Here is a 16,279-nt window from a genome sequence, read left to right on the forward strand (position 1 = left end):
CGACCACCGCCCGGACCGGAGTCTCAGATGCCCGCGACCGCGGCCGGGTGCTCGTGGTCGCAGGTCTCCTCGAAGCCGTAGGTGTCCCAGGCCGGGAACGGGTCCTCGGACGGGGGCCGTTCACCGGGGAGCAGCAGGCACGCGGTGAGCGCCGCGCGCAGGGCGTCCGCCTCCAACTCCGTGCCGATGAACACCAGTTCCTGGGCGTGGGGCGCCTCCGGGTCGCGGGCCGCCGACGGTTCGAAGCGGGCCACGGAGCCGGCCTGGGACCACAGGCCCGTCACATGGGTGCGGCCGGCGAGGGTGAAGAACCCCTTGGAGCGCAGGATCCGGCCGTAGGCACCGCTGTCCATGCCCTCCGTGACGAACGTCCACAGGCGGCCCGGATGGAAGGGGAGTTCGGCGCGGAAGACCAGGGAGGAGATGCCGTACTCCTCGGTCTCGGGCACATGGTCGCCGTTGAGCTCGCGCACCCAGCCGGGGGCCTGCTGCGCCCGGTCGAGGTCGAACAGGCCGGTGCCGAGCACCTCGGTGAGCGGGACGCGGCCATGGGTCGCCGGGACGACGCGGGCCACGGGGTTCAGACGGGCGAGGGTGGCCCGCAGCCGGTCGGCGGCGCCCGCGTCGACCAGGTCGAGCTTGTTGAGCACGAGGACGTCGGCGAACTCGATCTGGTCCACCAGCAGGTCGCTGACGGTGCGTTCGTCGTCCTCGTACGGGGCGAGGCCCCGCTCGGCCAGTTCGTCGCCGCTCTCCAGTTCCGCCAGCACATTGGCCGCGTCGACGACCGTGACCATGGTGTCCAGGCGGGCCACCTCGCCGAGCGTGGCGCCGTCGTCGCGGGCGAAGGCGAAGGTGGCGGCGACGGGCATGGGTTCGGAGATGCCGCTGGATTCGATGAGGAGATGGTCGAAGCGCCCCTCGCGGGCGAGCCGGTCGACCTCCTCGAGCAGGTCGTCGCGGAGCGTGCAGCAGATGCAGCCGTTGGTCATCTCGACCAGCCGCTCCTCGGTGCGCGACAGCGCGGCCTCGCCGCCGCGCACCAGCGCCGCGTCGATGTTGACCTCGCTCATGTCGTTGACGATCACCGCCACGCGCAGGCCCTCGCGGTTGGTCAGCACATGGTTGAGCAGGGTGGTCTTGCCCGCCCCGAGGAAGCCGGACAGGACGGTGACGGGCAGTCGGCCGTGCGGCATCGGCTCAGCCCTCGGGGCGCAGCAGCCCGCGCTCGTAGGCCCGGACCAGGTGCTGCGGGACCAGGTGGCGCACGCCGTCGACGGTGACCGGGACGAGCTGGAGGGGGGCCGCCTTCCACTGGGCGCGGCGGTGGCGGGTGTTGCTGCGGGACATCTTCCGCTTGGGGACGGCCATGGGAGTCCTTCCTGACTGCATGCGTGCGCGCAGCGCGGCGCGCGGGGAGCGCCCCACACGCTACATGAAAATGAATCCCATTACGAAGCCGGGGTCAGCGGCGGCGGGTACGCGCCTGTCTCGGCGCCGGGATGAACTGCAACTCCAGCGTCACCGGCGGCTCGGCGATCCCCGGCCCGCCCTCCGTGGCCCAGCGCACCAGCTCGTCCGTGCTGTCGTAGTCCGTCGCGAAGCCGACCCAGGCCGCACGGCCGCCCGCCCGCCGGCCCGCGGCGGACGGTTGCACCACCACGACGTTGGCCTGGCCGCAGGGGCCGAGACAGTCGGTGGTCCGGACGGCGAACCGGCCGCCGGAGTCCGCGGCCGCGGCCCGCAGCACCTCCAGCTGGCCGTCGTGGTCGAACCCCGGATGCTTGCGCCGGTCGCCGCAGCAGCAGCCACGGCAGACCACGAGCGTGCAGGGACGGTCGGCACCGCCGATCCGGAAGCGACCGCTCAAAACGCCAGTCCCACATGCGCCAGCGCCTGCTTCAGCAGCACCCCGTGCCCGCCCGGCATCTCGCTCTGCACGGCCTCGGACGCCGCCTCCTGCGGGCTGAACCACACCAGGTCCAGCGCGTCCTGCCGGGGCCGGCAGTCACCGGTGACCGGCACGACGTAGGCCAGGGACACCGCGTGCTGACGCGGGTCGTGGTACGGCGTGACGCCCGCCGTGGGGAAGTACTCCGCGACCGTGAAGGGCTGCGGTGACGCCGGGACACGCGGCAGCGCCACCGGGCCGAGGTCCTTCTCCAGATGGCGCAGCAGGGCGTCGCGGACCCGCTCGTGGTGCATCACCCGGCCCGACACCAGGGTGCGGCTCACCGTGCCGTCCGGGCCGATGCGCAGCAGCAGCCCGATGCTGGTGACCTCACCGCTGTCGTCCACCCGCACCGGCACCGCCTCGACGTACAGGATCGGCATGCGGGCGCGCGCCAGTTCCAGTTCGTCGGTCGTCAGCCAGCCGGGCGTCGTCTCGGTCATGTCAGACATTGCTTGATCATACTTTCAGGAGTCGTCGGAAAGGCGGTAGACCCGGCGGGCGTTGTGCGCTCCCGCCCACCGCGCGACACGCACGGCGTCCGCCGGGCTCATCCCGTCGGCGTCCACCCGGTCCTGGAGCAGCTCGCCCAGCCCGCGGCGGAAGGCGTACGCCCCGCAGGTCGTTGTCGCCGAACCCGGTGCGGTAGGCGGCCACGGACTTCACGCCCACCACGCCGGGCCGCCCCACCGCGTCCGGCGCCGCCGCGCGGAAGGCGTCCGCGTACCCGCCCGCCTCCACGCCGGCCGCGGCCACGGGCTCGGCGACGCCCTCCGGCCGGACCACCTCGTGGGCCCGCGCCCCGGCGGTCGCGGCCAGGTGCGCGGGGCCCGTGAACCGTTCGGGCGCGTAACCGGTGTCCACGCAGAACACGGCCGTGCCGCTGGCCGTCGGGAACCTGCGGTCGACCTCGTGCCGCCCCAGCTCGCCGCTCAGCGCGGTGGCCCGCTCGACATCACCGGGGCGTCCGCCGGGGACCGGGTCGGCACGGGTGGTCATGGACGTCCTCCTCGGCGGCCGGGGGCGGCGGGCGGTGGGGGCGGGGCGCGGCTGGGCGGGGCGCGGGCGGGTCAGGGCTTCACGGCCACCGCTCCGTACTGCGGCACCACGACGGGGGTGGGCAGCCGCGGGCGCCAGGCGGAGCACGGCACCAGGCCCGGCCCCAGCAGGTCCAGGCCGTCGAGGAACGAGGCGATCTCGGCGCCGCCGCGGGCGGTGTCCGGCCAGGCCGTCCCGTGCGGGCTGTCGCTCACGTCGCTCGCCTCTCTCTCGCGGGCTCCTCGGGGCCATTGTGCCGTGCTCATGATCAGCTGTCCGGGGATTCGGCCGCCCCGGTAGGGTGGACGGTCGTTCACGGAACGACGAGGTGCCGTGGAGGTCCGTACCCGCCGAACCAGGAAGCAGACATGCCCTACTCCCCGTCGCCCGCGCCCCTGCACGCCGCCGCCGGGCCCGCCGCGGCCGACATCCGGCTGATCGTGACCGACATGGACGGCACGCTGCTCGACGAGGACAAGCGGCCGCCGGCCGAGCTGTGGACCGTACTGGAGTTGCTGCGGGAGCGGGGTGTGCTGTTCAGCCCGGCCAGCGGGCGGCAGTACGCGACCCTCGCGCAGGAGTTCTCGCGGGCCGCCGACGGCATGGTGTTCATCGCCGAGAACGGCACCTATGTGGTCCGCGACGGCGTCGAGCTCAGCTCCGACCCGCTGGACCCGGCGGTCGTCGCCGAGGTGCTGGCGACGGTACGGCGGCTGAACGCGGACGGCGTCGACGTCGGGGCCGTGGTCTGTGGCAAGAGGTCCGCCTACGTCGAGCGCGCCGACGAGCCCTTCCTCGCCGAGGTCCGCCGGTACTACGTCGAGAACCGGGTCGTCGCCGACGCCACCGCCGTCCAGGACGACATCCTCAAGGTGGCCCTGTTCGACTTCGGGCCCGCCGAGCGCACCACCGCCCCCGCCCTCGCCCGCTTCGCCGGCACCCACCAGGTCGTCGTCTCCGGCGAGCACTGGGTCGACCTGATGAACCGCACCGCCAACAAGGGCGCCGCGATCCGCCGCCTCCAGCGGGAGCTCGGCATCACCCCGGCGCAGACCATGGCCTTCGGCGACTACCTCAACGACCTGGAGATGCTGGACGCCGCCGAGTGGTCCTTCGCCATGGCCAACGCCCACCCGGAGGTGGTGCGCCGGGCGCGGCACCTGGCGCCCGCCAACACCGACAACGGGGTGCTGCGCACCGTCGCGCGGGTGCTGGGGCTGCCGCTGCCCGCGTAGCCGTGCCATGGTGAACGGTGATCCGGGCCTTCGACGAGGGGGAGCCAGATGACCGACACCGCCCGGCTGACCGAGGACCTGACGTCCGCGGTCGCCCACGACGAGCTGGCCGCCTTCTACCAGGACCTGCACCGCCACCCCGAGCTGTCCTTCAAGGAGCACCGCACCGCCGCCGGGCTCGCCCTGCGGCTGCGCGCGGCCGGGTTCACGGTCACCGAGGGCATCGCCGGAACCGGGGTGGTCGGGGTGCTGCACGCCGGGGACGGGCCGGTGGTCTGGCTGCGCGGCGACATGGACGCGCTGCCGGTGCGGGAGGCGACCGGACTGCCGTACGCCTCCACCGTGGACGGTGTGATGCACGCCTGCGGGCACGATCTGCACGTCACCTGGCTGGCGGCCGCCGCGGAGGCGCTCGCGGCGGGGCGCGACAGCTGGTCCGGCACGCTGGTGGTGGTCGGACAGACCGCCGAGGAGGCCGGCGGCGGCGCCGCGATGGTCGCCGACGGTCTGCACGAGCGCTTCCCGCGCGCCGACGTGCTCCTCGGGCAGCACGTCACTCCGGGGCTCGCCGGGTTCTACCCGCACACGCCGGGCCTGATCATGTCGGCGTCGAACAACGTCGACGTCGTCGTGCACGGCGTCGGCGGCCACGGTTCGCGGCCCGAGACGACCGTCGACCCGGTGGTGACGGCCGCGTACATCGTCACGCGGTTGCAGACCGTGGTGTCGCGGGAGACCGCGGCGCGGGACTCGGCGGTGCTGACCGTGGGGGAGTTCCACGCCGGTACGAAGCCCAACGTCATCCCCGCCGAGGCGCGGCTCGCGGTGAATCTGCGCACCCAGGACGCCGGGGTGCGGGACCGGATCCTCGCCGCGGTGCGGCGGATCGTCGAGGGCGAGTGCGCGGCCGCCGGCTGCCCGGTGCCGCCCGAGGTGACGGTGCGGCCGGGCGGGTATCCGCTCACCGTCAACGACCCGGCCCTGGACGCGGAGATCGCGGCCGTGCACCGTGAACTCTTCGGCGCCGAGACGGTGTTGGACCTCGGCCCCGCGATGGGCAGCGAGGACTTCTCGCTGCTCGTGCCGAACGGCGTGCCCTACGACTACTGGTTCGTGACCTCCACGCCGCCCGAGGTGTGGGAGGCGGCACCGGGGGAGGGGCTGGAGGAGAAGTTCGCGGCCGTGCCCAGCAACCACAGCCCGCTGTTCGCCCCCGACCTCTCGGTGCTGGTGCCGGGCGTGCGGACGCTGGTGTCCGCGGCGCTGACACGTCTGAGCGTGTGACGGGGTCTCGGCGGATGGACCCGATCATGCCGCCGCCCGCCGACCGTCCTCGGCCCTCTCCTTCTCCGGCGCGGCCCGGCGCAGGTGCGGTAGTGCCCGTCGAGCAGGGCCCTCAGCACCGCCGGTCGTCGCTCATGGTTTGAGCGGGTCGTGGCCGATCGTCATCAGCCGGTGGCGGCGGGTGCGTTCGGCCTCCGGCTCGTTCTCCAGGTCGGCCTGCCCGGAGACGGTGTTCACCACCTGGGTCATCACCCGGATGTCCTCGTCGGTCAGGTCGGTGCGCCGCTTCTGCAGGATCGACAGCACATGCTGTCCGAGCGGTGTGCCCGCCTGATCGGGCAGGGGCTCGGCCTCCTCGCCCGCGTCACGCACGCGCAGCCAGGTGGCGAGTTCCTGCGAGGTCATGTTGACCACGCGGTGGAAGTCGGTCCACAGCGCGTCGAGTTCCAGGGGGTCGGTCATTGCGGGCTCCTCCTTCCCACGTCGTGCCTCGGGCGGGAGCGGCGGAGCAGATCGGTGCGTTCCTCCTCGGGGACGCCGCCCCACACCCCGGCGGTCGGCCCGAGGCCGAGGGCGTACGACAGGCACTCGCGGGCCACCGTGCAGCATGCGCACACCTGTTTGGCGGCGGCGAGGTCCCGCAGCGCGGGGCCCGCGGTGCCCACCGGGAAGAACAGCTCCGGGTCCTCACCCGCGCAGGCGGCGCTCCGCAACCACTCCATGCGGGCGCGGGTGCCCCTGCCCCACCCCGGCAAACACATGTCACCCCGGCAGGGACTCGTCGAGGAATCGCAGCAGGTCGGCGTGGACCTCGGCCTTGTTGGTCTCGTGGAACACCTCGTGCCGAGCGCCCGGATAGATCCGCTCGGTCAGCACGCCCGCACCGAGCGCCTCGACGCCGACGCGGCTGCCGGGCAGCGGCACCAGGCGGTCGTCTTCGCCGTGCAGCCACAGCAGGGGCAGCGGGCCGATGCCGCCGCCGTCGGCGACCGTCCGCAGGGTGCGCTCGAAGGCCCGGAGGGTCGGCCGCTTCATCGGGCCGTGCCACACCAGCGGGTCCGCCGCGTACGCCGCTCCGACGGCGGGGTCGCGGGAGAGGGCCGCCGGGCTGATCGGGACGTCGGGGATCTCGTCGTGGGCCAGCAGCCGCGCGGGGGTCTCCCATGCGCCGATCACCGGGCCGGACAGCACCAGCGCGGCGAGCCCGGAGCCATGGCGCTGGGCGTAGCGGGAGGCGATCAGGCCGCCCATCGAGTGGCCCACGACCACCAGCGGCCGACCGGGATGCGCGGCGCGGGCCAGTTCCGCGACCGCGTGCACGTCCGTGACCACGTCCTCGAAGTCCTCGATCACCACGCGCTCGCCCGCCGACCTGCCGTGACCGGTGTGATCGGGGGCATAGACGGCCGCTCCGTGGCCCACCAGGATGCCCGCGACCTCCTCGTAGCGGCCCGCGTGCTCGCCGTAGCCGTGCACCAGCAGGGCCACGTACCGGGGGCCGGGGTGCGGCCACTCGCGTACGGCGAGCGTGCCGCGGGTGCCGGTGAGGGCGTGCTCGGGCATGTGTCCTCCAGGTCCGGTGTCCTCGGGATCTTCCCAGGAGGGCGTCCGGCGGTCTATAGTCCAAAACTAGCAGTGCTAATTAAGAGCTCGCTGGTCCACAGCGTCGTCGGTCAGGAGTCCTTCCGTTGCGTCCCGTCCACTTCGCCGCCGCCCGCCGCACCCCCATCGGGAAGCTGCGCGGAGCCCTGTCCGCCGTACGGCCGGACGACCTCGCCGCCGCCGTCGTCCGCGGTCTGATCGCCGATGTGCCCGCCCTCGACCCGGCCCGGATCGACGACGTCTACTGGGGCGCCGCCAACCAGGCCGGCGAGGACAACCGCAACGTCGCCCGCATGGCCGCCCTCCTCGCCGGCCTGCCCGAGTCCGTGCCCGGCGCCACCGTGAACCGGCTGTGCGCATCCGGCCTCGAAGCGGTCACCACGGCCGCCCGCACCATCGCCGCGGGCGAGGCCGACATCGTCCTCGCGGGCGGCTCCGAGTCCATGAGCCGCGCCCCGTTCGTGCTGCCGCGCCCCGACGAGGCCCTGCCACACCGCATGGAGACCTTCGACACCCGCCTCGGCTGGCGCCTGGTCAACCCGGCGATGAAGGACCTGCACGGACTGCTCTCCATGGGCGAGACCGCCGAGGAGGTCGCCGGCCGCTACGGCGTGACACGCGAGCGGCAGGACGAGTTCGCGCTGCGCAGCCACCGCCGGGCCGCCGACGCCCGCAAGAACGGCCACTTCGACGCCGAACTGCTGCCCGTGGAGCGCCCCGACGGGGTCGTGGTCGACGCCGACGAGTGCATCCGCGAGGACACCTCCCTCGACAAGCTCGGCCGCCTCAAGCCCGTCTTCCGCAGCGGCGGCACGGTCACCGCCGGCAACGCCTCGCCGATGAACGACGGCGCGGCGGGCCTGCTGCTGGTCAGCGAGGAGGCGCTGCACGACCTCGGCCTGGAGTCCATGGGCCGCTACGCCGCCGGCGCCTCGGCCGGGGTCCACCCCGATGTGATGGGCATCGGCCCGGTCCCCGCCACCCGCAAGGCGCTCGCCCGCGTCGGCTGGGACATCGCCGACATCCAGGAGGCCGAGTTCAACGAGGCGTTCGCCGCCCAGGCCCTCGCCTGCGTCGACCAGCTCGGCATCGACCCCGACCTGGTCAACCCCAGCGGCGGTGCCATCGCCCTCGGCCACCCCCTCGGCTGCTCCGGCGCCCGCATCCTCACCACCCTGCTGCACCGCATGCGCCGCACCGGTGCGCAGCGCGGGCTCGCGACCATGTGCGTGGGGGTGGGGCAGGGCAGCGCGGTGCTGGTGGAACGGCACTGACCTTCCGTAGCGCCCAGGGATCCCCGACCACGAGCCGCAAGGAGCCGCACCGCATGGCAAGCCTCTCCCTCGCCGCGATCCTCGCCGAGAACGCCCGGCGCCGACCCGACAAGGAGGCCCTAGTCGAGGGCGGACTGCGCCTGAGCTTCGGCGAGGTGTGGCGGCGGGCCCGCGCCCAGGCCGGTGCGCTGGCCGCCCTCGGCGTGCGCCCCGGCGACCGGGTCGCCCTGATGGCCCCCAACACCGCCGAGTTCCCGATCGCCTACTACGCGATCGCGGCGGCCGGCGGTGTCGTGGTCCCCGTCCATCTGCTGCTGTCGCAGCCGGAGGTGGAGCACGTCCTCAAGGACAGCGGCGCCACGCTGCTGCTGTGCCACCCCGCGCAGGCCGGGACCGGCACCGCCGCGGCCCGCGCCGTCGGACTCCAGGTGGTGACCCTGGGCGCCGAGTTGGACAAGCTCGCCACCATCGCCGAGCCGCTCCCCACATACCTCACCCGCGACGCCGACGACCCGGCCGTCGTCTTCTACACCAGCGGCACCACCGGCGTGCCCAAGGGCGCGGTGCTCAGCCACCTCAACCTGGTGATGAACGCGACCGTCAACGCCTTCGACGCCAACGACATACGCCCCGACGACATCGCCCTCGGCGCGCTGCCGCTCTTCCACGCCTTCGGGCAGACGGTGTCCCTCAACTCCACCTGGCGGGCGGGCGCCACCCTGGTGCTGCTGCCGCGCTTCGACGCGGCCCGCGCGATCGAGCTGATGGTGGCGGAGAAGGTCGACACCTTCCACGGCGTGCCCACCATGTTCGTCGCCCTCGCCGCCGCGGCGGCCGAGGCCCCGGCCCTGCCCGAGCTGCGCGTGTGCATCTCGGGCGGCGCCTCGCTGCCGGTCGCGGCCCTGGAGCGCTTCGAGGCGGCCTTCGGGGCGCGGATCTACGAGGGGTACGGGCTGTCGGAGACCTCCCCGACGGCCACCGTGAACCAGCCGTGCTTCGGCACCAGGGCGGGCACCATCGGGCACCCGCTGTGGGGCGTGGACGTGGAGATCGCCCGCGCGGAGGTGGAGGACCGCATCGAGCTGCTGCCGCCCGGCGAGCTGGGCGAGGTCGTCATCCGCGGCCACAACGTCTTCTCCGGCTACCTCGGCCGGCCCGAGGCCACCGCCGAGGCGGTCGTCGACGGCTGGTTCCGCAGCGGCGACCTCGGCACCAAGGACGAGGACGGGTTCCTGAGGATCGTCGACCGCAAGAAGGACGTCATCATCCGCGGCGGCTTCAACGTCTATCCGCGTGAGGTCGAGGAGGTGCTCATGCGCCACCCCGCCGTCGCCCAGGTCGCCGTCATCGGCCTGCCGGACGAACTGCACGGCGAGGAGGTGTGCGCGGTCGTCGTCCCCGAGCGGGGCGGGGCGGCACCCGACGCAGACGGGCTCGTCGAGTGGGCCAAGGAGCACCTGGGCAAACACAAGTACCCGCGCCGCGTGGAGTTCACGGACACGCTGCCGCTGGGCCCGAGCATGAAGGTGCTCAAGCGGGAGCTGCGGGCGCGGTACGGGGGCTGAACCGGGCGCGGAGGGCGGACGAGGGCGGGCCCGGCCGCGGGCGCGGTGCGGGGGCTGATCCGGCTGCCGAGGGGAGCTGCCGGTACGGGGCGAGGGGCGCCGTCGGTACGGGGCCTCCGGGGTGGCGGGGCTGACGGGATCGGCGGTACCGGCGCTGGTGGGCGGTGGTGTCACACCGCCTCGGGCCGCGGGGGCCCTCGTACCGCGGTGCATGCTTGCGCATAGCATCGGTCCCCGCATGAACACACTCACCCTCTGGCACCTCACCGGCTGGGAGTTCGCCGCCCTCGCCGCCGCGGCGCTGCTCGTCGGCTTCTCCAAGACGGCCGTGAGCGGCGCCAACACCGTCAGCCTGGCGATCTTCGCGGCGGTGCTGCCCGCCCGCGCGTCCACCGGCGTTCTGCTGCCGATCCTGATCGCCGGGGACGTGCTGGCCGTCCTCACCTACCGCCGCCACGCCCACTGGCCGACGCTGTGGCGGCTGTTCCCGGCGGTCGCGGCGGGCGTCGTGGTCGGCACCGCCTTCCTGATGCGGGCCGACGACGGGGTGGTCCGCGTCTCCATCGGCGCGATCCTGCTGCTGATGACGGGGGTGACGCTCTGGCGGCGGCGCACCGCCGACCGGGAGGACGCCCCGGACGCGGTCGCCACCCGGACGGGCCGGATCAAGGCCCGCTCCTACGGCGTCCTGGGCGGCTTCACCACCATGGTCGCCAACGCGGGCGGCCCGGTGATGTCGATGTATCTCCTCTCCGCGGGCTTCCGCAAGCTCGGCTTCCTCGGCACGTCGGCCTTCTTCTTCCTGATCGTCAACGTGACGAAGGTGCCCTTCAGCGTCGGACTCGGCCTGATCGACGGCCGCTCGCTGCTCCTCGACGCGGCACTCGTGCTGTTCGTCGTGCCCGGCGCGTTCCTCGGCAGATGGGCAGTGAACCGGATCAACCAGCGGCTGTTCGAGCGGCTGGTGATCGCCGCGACCGTGCTGGGCGCGCTCCAGCTGCTGCTGCGCTGACCGCCGCACCCCGCGCGGATCCCCTACAGGTGGGCCGCCCGATGGGTGGGCCGGCCGTCCACCACCGTGAGGACCACCGGCAGTGCCGCGAGATCCTGGTCGGCGACGTCGAGCGGGTTGTCGGCGAGCACGGTGAGGTCCGCCCGGTGACCCACGGCCGGCCGACCCGCGTACGCCTCCTCGCCCGCCGCCCAGGCGGCGCTGACGGTGATGCCCTGGAGGGCCTGCAACGGGGTGAGGGCCTGCTCGGGGCCGTGCGGCGGCAACGACAGATCGCTCGGGCGGCGGTGCCGGGCGCCGGCCATGACACCGAGCGGCGGGAAGGGCGCGATGGGCCAGTCCGAGCCGAGCACCACCCGCGCCCCGGCGTCCCAGAGGTCGCGGCAGCGGAACGCGCGCGAGGCCCGCTCCTCGCCGAGCCGGCGGGACCAGTTGTCCGTGTGGTCGGCACGCGTGAACTCGCAGCAGTGCGTGGGCTGCATGGACGCCACCACCCCGAGCGCCGCGAAGCGCCGCACGGTGTCGTCCGGCACCGTCTCGATGTGCTCCACCCGATGCCGGACCGCCGCGCCGTCCGCCGCCCGCGCCTTCTCCACCGCGTCCAGGGCATGGCGTACGGCCGCGTCGCCGATGGCGTGGGTGGCCGTGGGCACGCCCGCCCGGTGCAGTTCCGCGATCACCTCGGTGTAGCGCTCCGGCTCCGGCCAGAAGGCGTGGGTGGACTCGCCGTGGCAGTCGGGCCGCTCCAGCCAGGCCGTGCCGTTGTCGATCGTCCCGTCCATGAACAGCTTCACCCCGTCGACCCGCCAGCGCCGCCCGCCGGTCCCCTGAAGCGCGATCAGCTCCCGCACCGCCTCCGCGTCGGCGCCGGGCTGGCACCAGGGCGCCACCCGCAGCCGCAGCGGCAGCGCGCCCAGGTCCTCCAGCGCGGCCAGGGTCGCCAGGCTCGTGCCGTTCGCGTCCATGGCGTGGCCGCCGGTCAGCCCGGCCGCGGCCATGGCCCGGAACACCTCGGCGGTACGGGCCCGCAGCTGAGCCTCGGTCGGCCTGGGGGCCACGGCCTCGACGACCTCGCAGGCGGCGTCCTCCAGCAGCAGCCCCGTGGGCCGCCCGTCCGCGTCGCACACGATCTCGGCGGCCTGCTCGAACCGCCGCGGCCCGTCCACCCCGGCCAGCTCCAGCGCCCGCGCACTGGCCAGCAGCGAATGGCCGTCGAACATGTCGATCAGTGCGGGTACGCCGTCCAGGACCGGTCCGAGGGAGGCGGAGGCGACCGGCGCGTCCCCGAACGCGTTGGGGTCCAGGCCCCAGCCGCGCAGCCAGCCGTCCGGCTCCAGCGCCCCGACCGCCTCGGCGAGCTCGGCGCGGACGGCCGTCAGGTCCCGGCAGCCGGACAGGTCGACGCCCATCGTGCGCTCGGCGCCGGACACCGGGTGCAGATGCCCGTCGGTGAAGCCGGCGGTGACCACGGCTCCCTTCAGGTCGATCACCGTGGTGCCCGGACCGGCCAGCGCCCGCACCTCCCGGTCGTCGCCGAGACAGGTGATCCGCCCGCCGCCCGCGGCGAGCGCGGTGTGCGGCAGCAGCAGGCCCGTGCCGGGGTCGAGGACGCGGGCCGAGAGCAGGACGAGGTCGGGGGACATGGGGGCTCCTTCGGCGAGGGTGCGAGGGGAGGTGGGGGTGGGGAGGTGGGCCGGGCTTCCGTACGGCTGCCTCAGGGCCGGTCGGCGGGGCGCGGTGGCCGCGGTTCCGGGCAGGCCGGTGCGCCCCGGCGGCCGAGGCGCGCCGGGGAGGGGTGGGCGGGGGAGTCGTCAGGCGGCCGGGTCCGGCGCCCCGCCGTGCGCGGCGGAGCTCAACGTGCCGGGCGCGAGGCCCAGTTCGCGCTCGGCCGTGATGAACGCCATCCGGGCGACGGCGTCCGGCAGGTCCTCGTGGCCGACATTGGCGTCGACGCCGAGACCGTCGAGGACGACCAGGATCTGAAGGGCCGTCACCAGGGGGTCCTCGGTGCGGAATTCGCCCTTCTCGACGCCCTCCTCGATCAGCGCCCCCAGCCGCGCCCGCCAGGCCGACTCCTGGGCGGTGACGCGTTCGCGCAGCGCCGGACGGTAGCGGCTGAGGTGCCGGGCGTTGATCCACAGCCGGCTGATGGTGTCGTACGCCTCGCCCTGCGTGCGCCCGAGGAACCGCGCCAGACGCTCGGTCGGGGTGCCCTCCGGGCGCTCGGCCGGGAGGAGGGCGTCGGTCTCGGCGGCGGCGGCGCTGCCGAACGCCTCGGCCACCAGGTCCTCGGCGGACGGGAAGTAGTGGCTGATCAGCCCCGGACGCACGGCGAGTTCCTCGGCGATCCGCCGCAGGGTGACGCACTCCAGCCCTTCGGCCAGGGCGACCGCGGCGGCGGCGCCGACGATCTCCGCGCGCCGGGCCGCCGGGTCCTTGCGGACTCGTTTGCGTTGAACGCTTGACGACATACCGCGGATGCTATTGAGTGTGCGGCCAATAAGCAACACTATTGGTTCTCTGACCAATAGTGTTCCTCGGTCGCCACGACACGCTCCCGGAGGGCCCATGGTGTCCACCTCCCCCGATCCGCAGCAGGACCGCGACGGCCGTGCGGCCGCCCCGCCCGCCGGTCCCGCCCGCATCGAGGCCCACGGCATCGACCACATCCCCGACTCCGAACGCCGGGGCCGCCCGCGGGAGTTGTTCTCCGTCTGGGCCGCCGCCAACGTCAACTACCTCAGCCTCGTCATCGGCGGCGCGCTCGTCCTGATGGGCCTGAACCTGTGGCAGGCCCTCGCCGTCATCGTCGTCGGCAACCTGTTCTGGCTGCTCACCGGCTTGCTGGCGATCTCCGGGCCGGCCGCGGGCGCGCCCAGCGAGGTGATCACACGGGCGGTGTACGGCGTGCGCGGGAACCGGGTGAACAACGCGGTCACCGGCTGGACGATCTCCGTCTGCTACTTCGCGCTGAACCTCGCCGCCGCCGCGACCGCCGCCTTCGCCCTCGTCGAGAAGGCCGGGATAGCCCTCGACACCGGTGTCCAGGCGGCCGTGGTCGTGCTCATCGCCGCCGTCACGCTCACCATCAGCGTCTACGGCCACGCCCTGATCGTCCGGCTGTATCTGCCGATCACCCTCGCGCTGACGGCGGTGTTCGCCGTGGTGGCGGTGTACGTGGCCGGCGAGGCCGATCTCGCGTACGCACCCGCCGTGCCGCTCACCGGCGCCGACCTGTGGGCCACCGTCCTGGCCGGTGTCACGCTCATCGCCTCCGGGCCGCTGTCCTACACCACCAGCGCCGACTTCTCCCGCTATCTGCCGCGAACGGCCTCACCGAGGGCGATCGTCGGCTGGACCGCGTGCGGCGCCTTCCTGCCGAGTGTCGTCGTCTGCTCCCTCGGTGCCCTCGCCGCGACGGCGGTGGACATGTCCGACCCGCAGTCGGCGCTGGCGCGGATGCTGCCGGGCTGGTTCGAGCCGGCGTTCCTGCTGGCGCTGGTGCTGGGGACGGTGGCCATCAACGCGCTGACCGCGTACAGCGCCGGACTCGCCCTCCAGGCGGTCGGGCTGCGGGTGCGGCGCACGGTGAGCGTGCTGGTGGACGGCGCGGTGGCGGTCGCGCTGACCCTGTACGCGCTGCTCGTCTCCGACTTCCTGGACACCGTTTCCGACGTGCTCCAGCTGACGGTCGTGCTGCTCGGGCCGGCGACGGCGGTGTACGCGACGGACATCGTGCTGCGGCGCAACCGCTACGACGGGCCCGCACTCTGCGACGAGCGTCCGGGGAGCCGGTTCTGGTACGTCGGCGGGTTCAGCCCGGCCGGGGTCTTCGGGCTGGGAGCGGGAGTGGCGGTGGCGGCGCTGTCGGTGAACACGCTGTACACGGGGCCGATCGCCGCGGCCCTCGACGGGGTGGACGTGGCCCTCCCGGCCGGGATGGTGGTCGCCGCTGCGGTGTACGCCGGGCTGATGCGCAGGGGCGGGAAGCAGGTGGCCGGCTGATGCAGACCCGGCTCCTCGGAGCCCGCCGCACGGTTCCCCGCTCCTGCGGGGGGGGGGGGGGGGGGGGGGGCGGCACAGTCACCCGGCTGGGGCGGCACCCACTGCGGCCGCCTACGCTCTTCCCCATGGCTCCCCACATCCTCGTCCTCGGCGGCACCACCGAGGCGCGACGGCTGGCCGCCGATCTGGCCGGCCGGCCGGGCGTCAGCGTGACCACCTCTCTCGCCGGGCGGGTGGCGCGGCCGGGGGCCCTCGACGGGGACGTGCGGGTCGGGGGGTTCGGCGGGGCCGAAGGGCTCGCGGAGTGGGTGCGCGCGCATCACGTCGACTTCGTCGTCGACGCCACGCATCCCTTCGCCGAGGGCATCACCGCCAACGCGGCACGGGCGGGCGCCCTCACCGGGGTACCGGTGGTCGTGCTGCGCAGGCCGGGCTGGCGGGACGGGCCGGGGGACCGGTGGCACTGGGCCGGATCCCTGACCGAGGCGGCCGGGCTGCTCCCCGGCCTCGGACGGCGGGTGCTGCTCACCACCGGTCGGCTCGGCCTCGCCGCGTTCGCCCACCTGGACGAGCTGGAGTTCGTCGTACGGTCCGTGGAACCGCCCGAGCCGCCCATGCCCCCGCACACCGAAGTGCTGCTCGCCCGGGGGCCGTTCACCGAGGCCGACGAAGTGACGCTGCTGCGAGAACGCCGTATCGATCTCCTCGTCACCAAGGACAGCGGGGGAGAGGCCACCTCCGCCAAGCTCACGGCCGCCCGGCGGCTGGGGCTGCCCGTGGTCGTCGTACGGCGTCCGCCGCTGCCGCGGGCAGTGGCCGCCGTGCCCGATCTCGCAGGGGTCCTGGAGCGGCTCGGCCTCAGCCGGTGACGACGGACATGCGGAGGCGGTCTAGGGCGCGCAGCACCTCGTCGCGGTTCCTGGCCCGCTTGATCCAGGCGGGGAGCCGGCCCACACAGGTCATCTTGCGGTGGTGCTCGTACCACGGGTCGCGCTCCCGGAGGGTCGCGGCGACGAAGCGGCGCAGCAGATCCAGGTGTTCGAGGTTGTACGCCCAGAGCGTCCCGTGCCTCGTCTCGGTCCGCAGCCACAGCTCGGGGCGGGCGAACCCGTCGTCCGGGCCGGTGGACCGGCGGCTCAGTCCGCAGGAGCGGCAGACCAGGCGCTGTCCGCGGCCTTGCGCGTAGTGCGCGACGCGCGCGCAGCGCGGGCAGCGCACCAGCACCGAGCGGTGGAAGGCGTCGGCGGTGACGCCCGGGTCGTGGAAGCGGGTGGGTGCGGCGGGCATGGCGTGAGTATGGCGGGGCCGGTGCC

At 74.1% G+C, this 16,279-nt stretch carries 19 protein-coding genes; 7 read left to right on the forward strand and 12 right to left on the reverse strand.

The window, feature by feature from the left end; genetic code table 11:
* Nucleotides 1–23: 23 nt before the first annotated feature.
* The 6 genes from ACSU6M_RS28940 to ACSU6M_RS28965 all read right to left on the reverse strand — a co-directional run bounded on the left by ACSU6M_RS28940 (nucleotide 24) and on the right by ACSU6M_RS28965 (nucleotide 3,255).
* Nucleotides 24–1,196 carry a GTP-binding protein gene (locus ACSU6M_RS28940; protein WP_437073581.1) on the reverse strand — a complete coding sequence of 391 codons (1,173 nt, stop codon included), beginning with the start codon at nucleotides 1,194–1,196 and terminating at the stop codon, nucleotides 24–26.
* 4 nt (nucleotides 1,197–1,200) lie between these two features.
* Nucleotides 1,201–1,371 (reverse strand): 50S ribosomal protein L32, encoded by a 171-nt coding sequence (gene rpmF / locus ACSU6M_RS28945; protein WP_437073583.1) that lies wholly within the window; start codon nucleotides 1,369–1,371, stop codon nucleotides 1,201–1,203.
* 94 nt (nucleotides 1,372–1,465) lie between these two features.
* Entirely contained in the window at nucleotides 1,466–1,870 is a 405-nt protein-coding gene (locus ACSU6M_RS28950) for a (2Fe-2S) ferredoxin domain-containing protein (protein WP_437073585.1), read from the reverse strand.
* Nucleotides 1,867–2,394: an NUDIX hydrolase family protein gene (locus ACSU6M_RS28955; RefSeq protein WP_437075402.1), complete on the reverse strand. Its 528-nt coding sequence runs from the start codon at nucleotides 2,392–2,394 to the stop codon at nucleotides 1,867–1,869. Before ACSU6M_RS28955 ends, ACSU6M_RS28950 begins: the two co-directional genes overlap by 4 nt.
* A 16-nt stretch (nucleotides 2,395–2,410) precedes the next feature.
* Nucleotides 2,411–2,950, reverse strand: coding sequence for a hypothetical protein (locus tag ACSU6M_RS28960; protein WP_437073587.1), 540 nt, complete (start codon nucleotides 2,948–2,950; stop codon nucleotides 2,411–2,413).
* 71 nt (nucleotides 2,951–3,021) lie between these two features.
* Entirely contained in the window at nucleotides 3,022–3,255 is a 234-nt protein-coding gene (locus ACSU6M_RS28965; protein WP_437073589.1) for an SAM-dependent methyltransferase, read from the reverse strand.
* Between the two features lie 102 nt (nucleotides 3,256–3,357).
* On the opposite strand from ACSU6M_RS28965, the gene ACSU6M_RS28970 reads away from it, so the two are divergent.
* The gene (locus ACSU6M_RS28970; protein ID WP_437073591.1) at nucleotides 3,358–4,224 is read left to right on the forward strand and encodes a Cof-type HAD-IIB family hydrolase; all 867 of its coding nucleotides are present in this window, start codon (nucleotides 3,358–3,360) and stop codon (nucleotides 4,222–4,224) included.
* A 48-nt stretch (nucleotides 4,225–4,272) separates the two neighbouring features.
* Nucleotides 4,273–5,508: an amidohydrolase gene (locus tag ACSU6M_RS28975; RefSeq protein ID WP_437073592.1), complete on the forward strand. Its 1,236-nt coding sequence runs from the start codon at nucleotides 4,273–4,275 to the stop codon at nucleotides 5,506–5,508.
* 132 nt (nucleotides 5,509–5,640) lie between these two features.
* Here the strand turns inward: ACSU6M_RS28975 and ACSU6M_RS28980 are convergent, their stop codons facing one another.
* The 3 genes from ACSU6M_RS28980 to ACSU6M_RS28990 are packed head-to-tail and all read right to left on the reverse strand — an operon-like array spanning nucleotide 5,641 to nucleotide 7,071.
* On the reverse strand, nucleotides 5,641–5,970 hold the full coding sequence (locus ACSU6M_RS28980) for a DUF3140 domain-containing protein (protein ID WP_437073593.1): 330 nt from the start codon (nucleotides 5,968–5,970) through the stop codon (nucleotides 5,641–5,643).
* Complete coding sequence (locus ACSU6M_RS28985) at nucleotides 5,967–6,230, reverse strand: WhiB family transcriptional regulator (RefSeq protein ID WP_437073594.1); 264 nt, start codon at nucleotides 6,228–6,230, stop codon at nucleotides 5,967–5,969. The genes ACSU6M_RS28980 and ACSU6M_RS28985 overlap by 4 nt, the downstream gene beginning before the upstream one ends.
* Before the next feature lie 40 nt (nucleotides 6,231–6,270).
* Nucleotides 6,271–7,071 carry a lysophospholipase gene (locus tag ACSU6M_RS28990; RefSeq protein ID WP_437073596.1) on the reverse strand — a complete coding sequence of 267 codons (801 nt, stop codon included), beginning with the start codon at nucleotides 7,069–7,071 and terminating at the stop codon, nucleotides 6,271–6,273.
* 125 nt (nucleotides 7,072–7,196) lie between these two features.
* On the opposite strand from ACSU6M_RS28990, the gene ACSU6M_RS28995 reads away from it, so the two are divergent.
* From ACSU6M_RS28995 to ACSU6M_RS29005, 3 genes are all read left to right on the forward strand, one after another.
* Nucleotides 7,197–8,384, forward strand: coding sequence for a thiolase family protein (locus tag ACSU6M_RS28995; protein WP_437073598.1), 1,188 nt, complete (start codon nucleotides 7,197–7,199; stop codon nucleotides 8,382–8,384).
* Nucleotides 8,385–8,437: 53 nt separating this feature from the next.
* A complete protein-coding gene (locus ACSU6M_RS29000; protein ID WP_437073600.1) occupies nucleotides 8,438–9,949 on the forward strand; it encodes a long-chain-fatty-acid--CoA ligase in 1,512 nt (503 codons plus the stop codon).
* A gap of 238 nt (nucleotides 9,950–10,187) precedes the next feature.
* Nucleotides 10,188–10,961 (forward strand): sulfite exporter TauE/SafE family protein, encoded by a 774-nt coding sequence (locus ACSU6M_RS29005; RefSeq protein WP_437073602.1) that lies wholly within the window; start codon nucleotides 10,188–10,190, stop codon nucleotides 10,959–10,961.
* 23 nt (nucleotides 10,962–10,984) lie between these two features.
* Here the strand turns inward: ACSU6M_RS29005 and ACSU6M_RS29010 are convergent, their stop codons facing one another.
* Both ACSU6M_RS29010 and ACSU6M_RS29015 read right to left on the reverse strand, forming a co-directional pair.
* Complete coding sequence (locus ACSU6M_RS29010) at nucleotides 10,985–12,604, reverse strand: amidohydrolase (RefSeq protein WP_437073604.1); 1,620 nt, start codon at nucleotides 12,602–12,604, stop codon at nucleotides 10,985–10,987.
* A gap of 168 nt (nucleotides 12,605–12,772) precedes the next feature.
* Complete coding sequence (locus tag ACSU6M_RS29015; protein WP_437073606.1) at nucleotides 12,773–13,432, reverse strand: TetR/AcrR family transcriptional regulator; 660 nt, start codon at nucleotides 13,430–13,432, stop codon at nucleotides 12,773–12,775.
* 97 nt (nucleotides 13,433–13,529) lie between these two features.
* On the opposite strand from ACSU6M_RS29015, the gene ACSU6M_RS29020 reads away from it, so the two are divergent.
* A complete protein-coding gene (locus tag ACSU6M_RS29020) occupies nucleotides 13,530–14,966 on the forward strand; it encodes a purine-cytosine permease family protein (protein WP_437073607.1) in 1,437 nt (478 codons plus the stop codon).
* Between the two features lie 125 nt (nucleotides 14,967–15,091).
* Nucleotides 15,092–15,835, forward strand: a complete 744-nt coding sequence (locus ACSU6M_RS29025; protein ID WP_437073609.1) for a cobalt-precorrin-6A reductase — start codon at nucleotides 15,092–15,094, stop codon at nucleotides 15,833–15,835.
* On the opposite strand, the gene ACSU6M_RS29030 is transcribed toward ACSU6M_RS29025, so the two are convergent.
* Nucleotides 15,825–16,253, reverse strand: coding sequence for a hypothetical protein (locus tag ACSU6M_RS29030; RefSeq protein ID WP_437073610.1), 429 nt, complete (start codon nucleotides 16,251–16,253; stop codon nucleotides 15,825–15,827). The genes ACSU6M_RS29025 and ACSU6M_RS29030 overlap by 11 nt on opposite strands.
* Between the last annotated feature and the right edge of the window lie 26 nt (nucleotides 16,254–16,279).

This window comes from Streptomyces sp. enrichment culture (assembly GCF_964272895.1).
GTDB lineage: Bacteria > Actinomycetota > Actinomycetes > Streptomycetales > Streptomycetaceae > Streptomyces.

Coding starts and splice junctions, on each gene's coding strand:
- ACSU6M_RS28940 (WP_437073581.1), bottom strand. CDS start 1,196: ATGCCGCACGGCCGACTGCCCGTCACCGTCCTGTCCGGCTTCCTCGGG.
- rpmF (WP_437073583.1), bottom strand. CDS start 1,371: ATGGCCGTCCCCAAGCGGAAGATGTCCCGCAGCAACACCCGCCACCGC.
- ACSU6M_RS28955 (WP_437075402.1), bottom strand. CDS start 2,394: ATGACCGAGACGACGCCCGGCTGGCTGACGACCGACGAACTGGAACTG.
- ACSU6M_RS28960 (WP_437073587.1), bottom strand. CDS start 2,950: ATGACCACCCGTGCCGACCCGGTCCCCGGCGGACGCCCCGGTGATGTC.
- ACSU6M_RS28965 (WP_437073589.1), bottom strand. CDS start 3,255: ATGAGCACGGCACAATGGCCCCGAGGAGCCCGCGAGAGAGAGGCGAGC.
- ACSU6M_RS28970 (WP_437073591.1), top strand. CDS start 3,358: ATGCCCTACTCCCCGTCGCCCGCGCCCCTGCACGCCGCCGCCGGGCCC.
- ACSU6M_RS28975 (WP_437073592.1), top strand. CDS start 4,273: ATGACCGACACCGCCCGGCTGACCGAGGACCTGACGTCCGCGGTCGCC.
- ACSU6M_RS28980 (WP_437073593.1), bottom strand. CDS start 5,970: ATGACCGACCCCCTGGAACTCGACGCGCTGTGGACCGACTTCCACCGC.
- ACSU6M_RS28985 (WP_437073594.1), bottom strand. CDS start 6,230: ATGGAGTGGTTGCGGAGCGCCGCCTGCGCGGGTGAGGACCCGGAGCTG.
- ACSU6M_RS28990 (WP_437073596.1), bottom strand. CDS start 7,071: ATGCCCGAGCACGCCCTCACCGGCACCCGCGGCACGCTCGCCGTACGC.
- ACSU6M_RS29000 (WP_437073600.1), top strand. CDS start 8,438: ATGGCAAGCCTCTCCCTCGCCGCGATCCTCGCCGAGAACGCCCGGCGC.
- ACSU6M_RS29005 (WP_437073602.1), top strand. CDS start 10,188: ATGAACACACTCACCCTCTGGCACCTCACCGGCTGGGAGTTCGCCGCC.
- ACSU6M_RS29010 (WP_437073604.1), bottom strand. CDS start 12,604: ATGTCCCCCGACCTCGTCCTGCTCTCGGCCCGCGTCCTCGACCCCGGC.
- ACSU6M_RS29015 (WP_437073606.1), bottom strand. CDS start 13,432: ATGTCGTCAAGCGTTCAACGCAAACGAGTCCGCAAGGACCCGGCGGCC.
- ACSU6M_RS29020 (WP_437073607.1), top strand. CDS start 13,530: ATGGTGTCCACCTCCCCCGATCCGCAGCAGGACCGCGACGGCCGTGCG.
- ACSU6M_RS29025 (WP_437073609.1), top strand. CDS start 15,092: ATGGCTCCCCACATCCTCGTCCTCGGCGGCACCACCGAGGCGCGACGG.
- ACSU6M_RS29030 (WP_437073610.1), bottom strand. CDS start 16,253: ATGCCCGCCGCACCCACCCGCTTCCACGACCCGGGCGTCACCGCCGAC.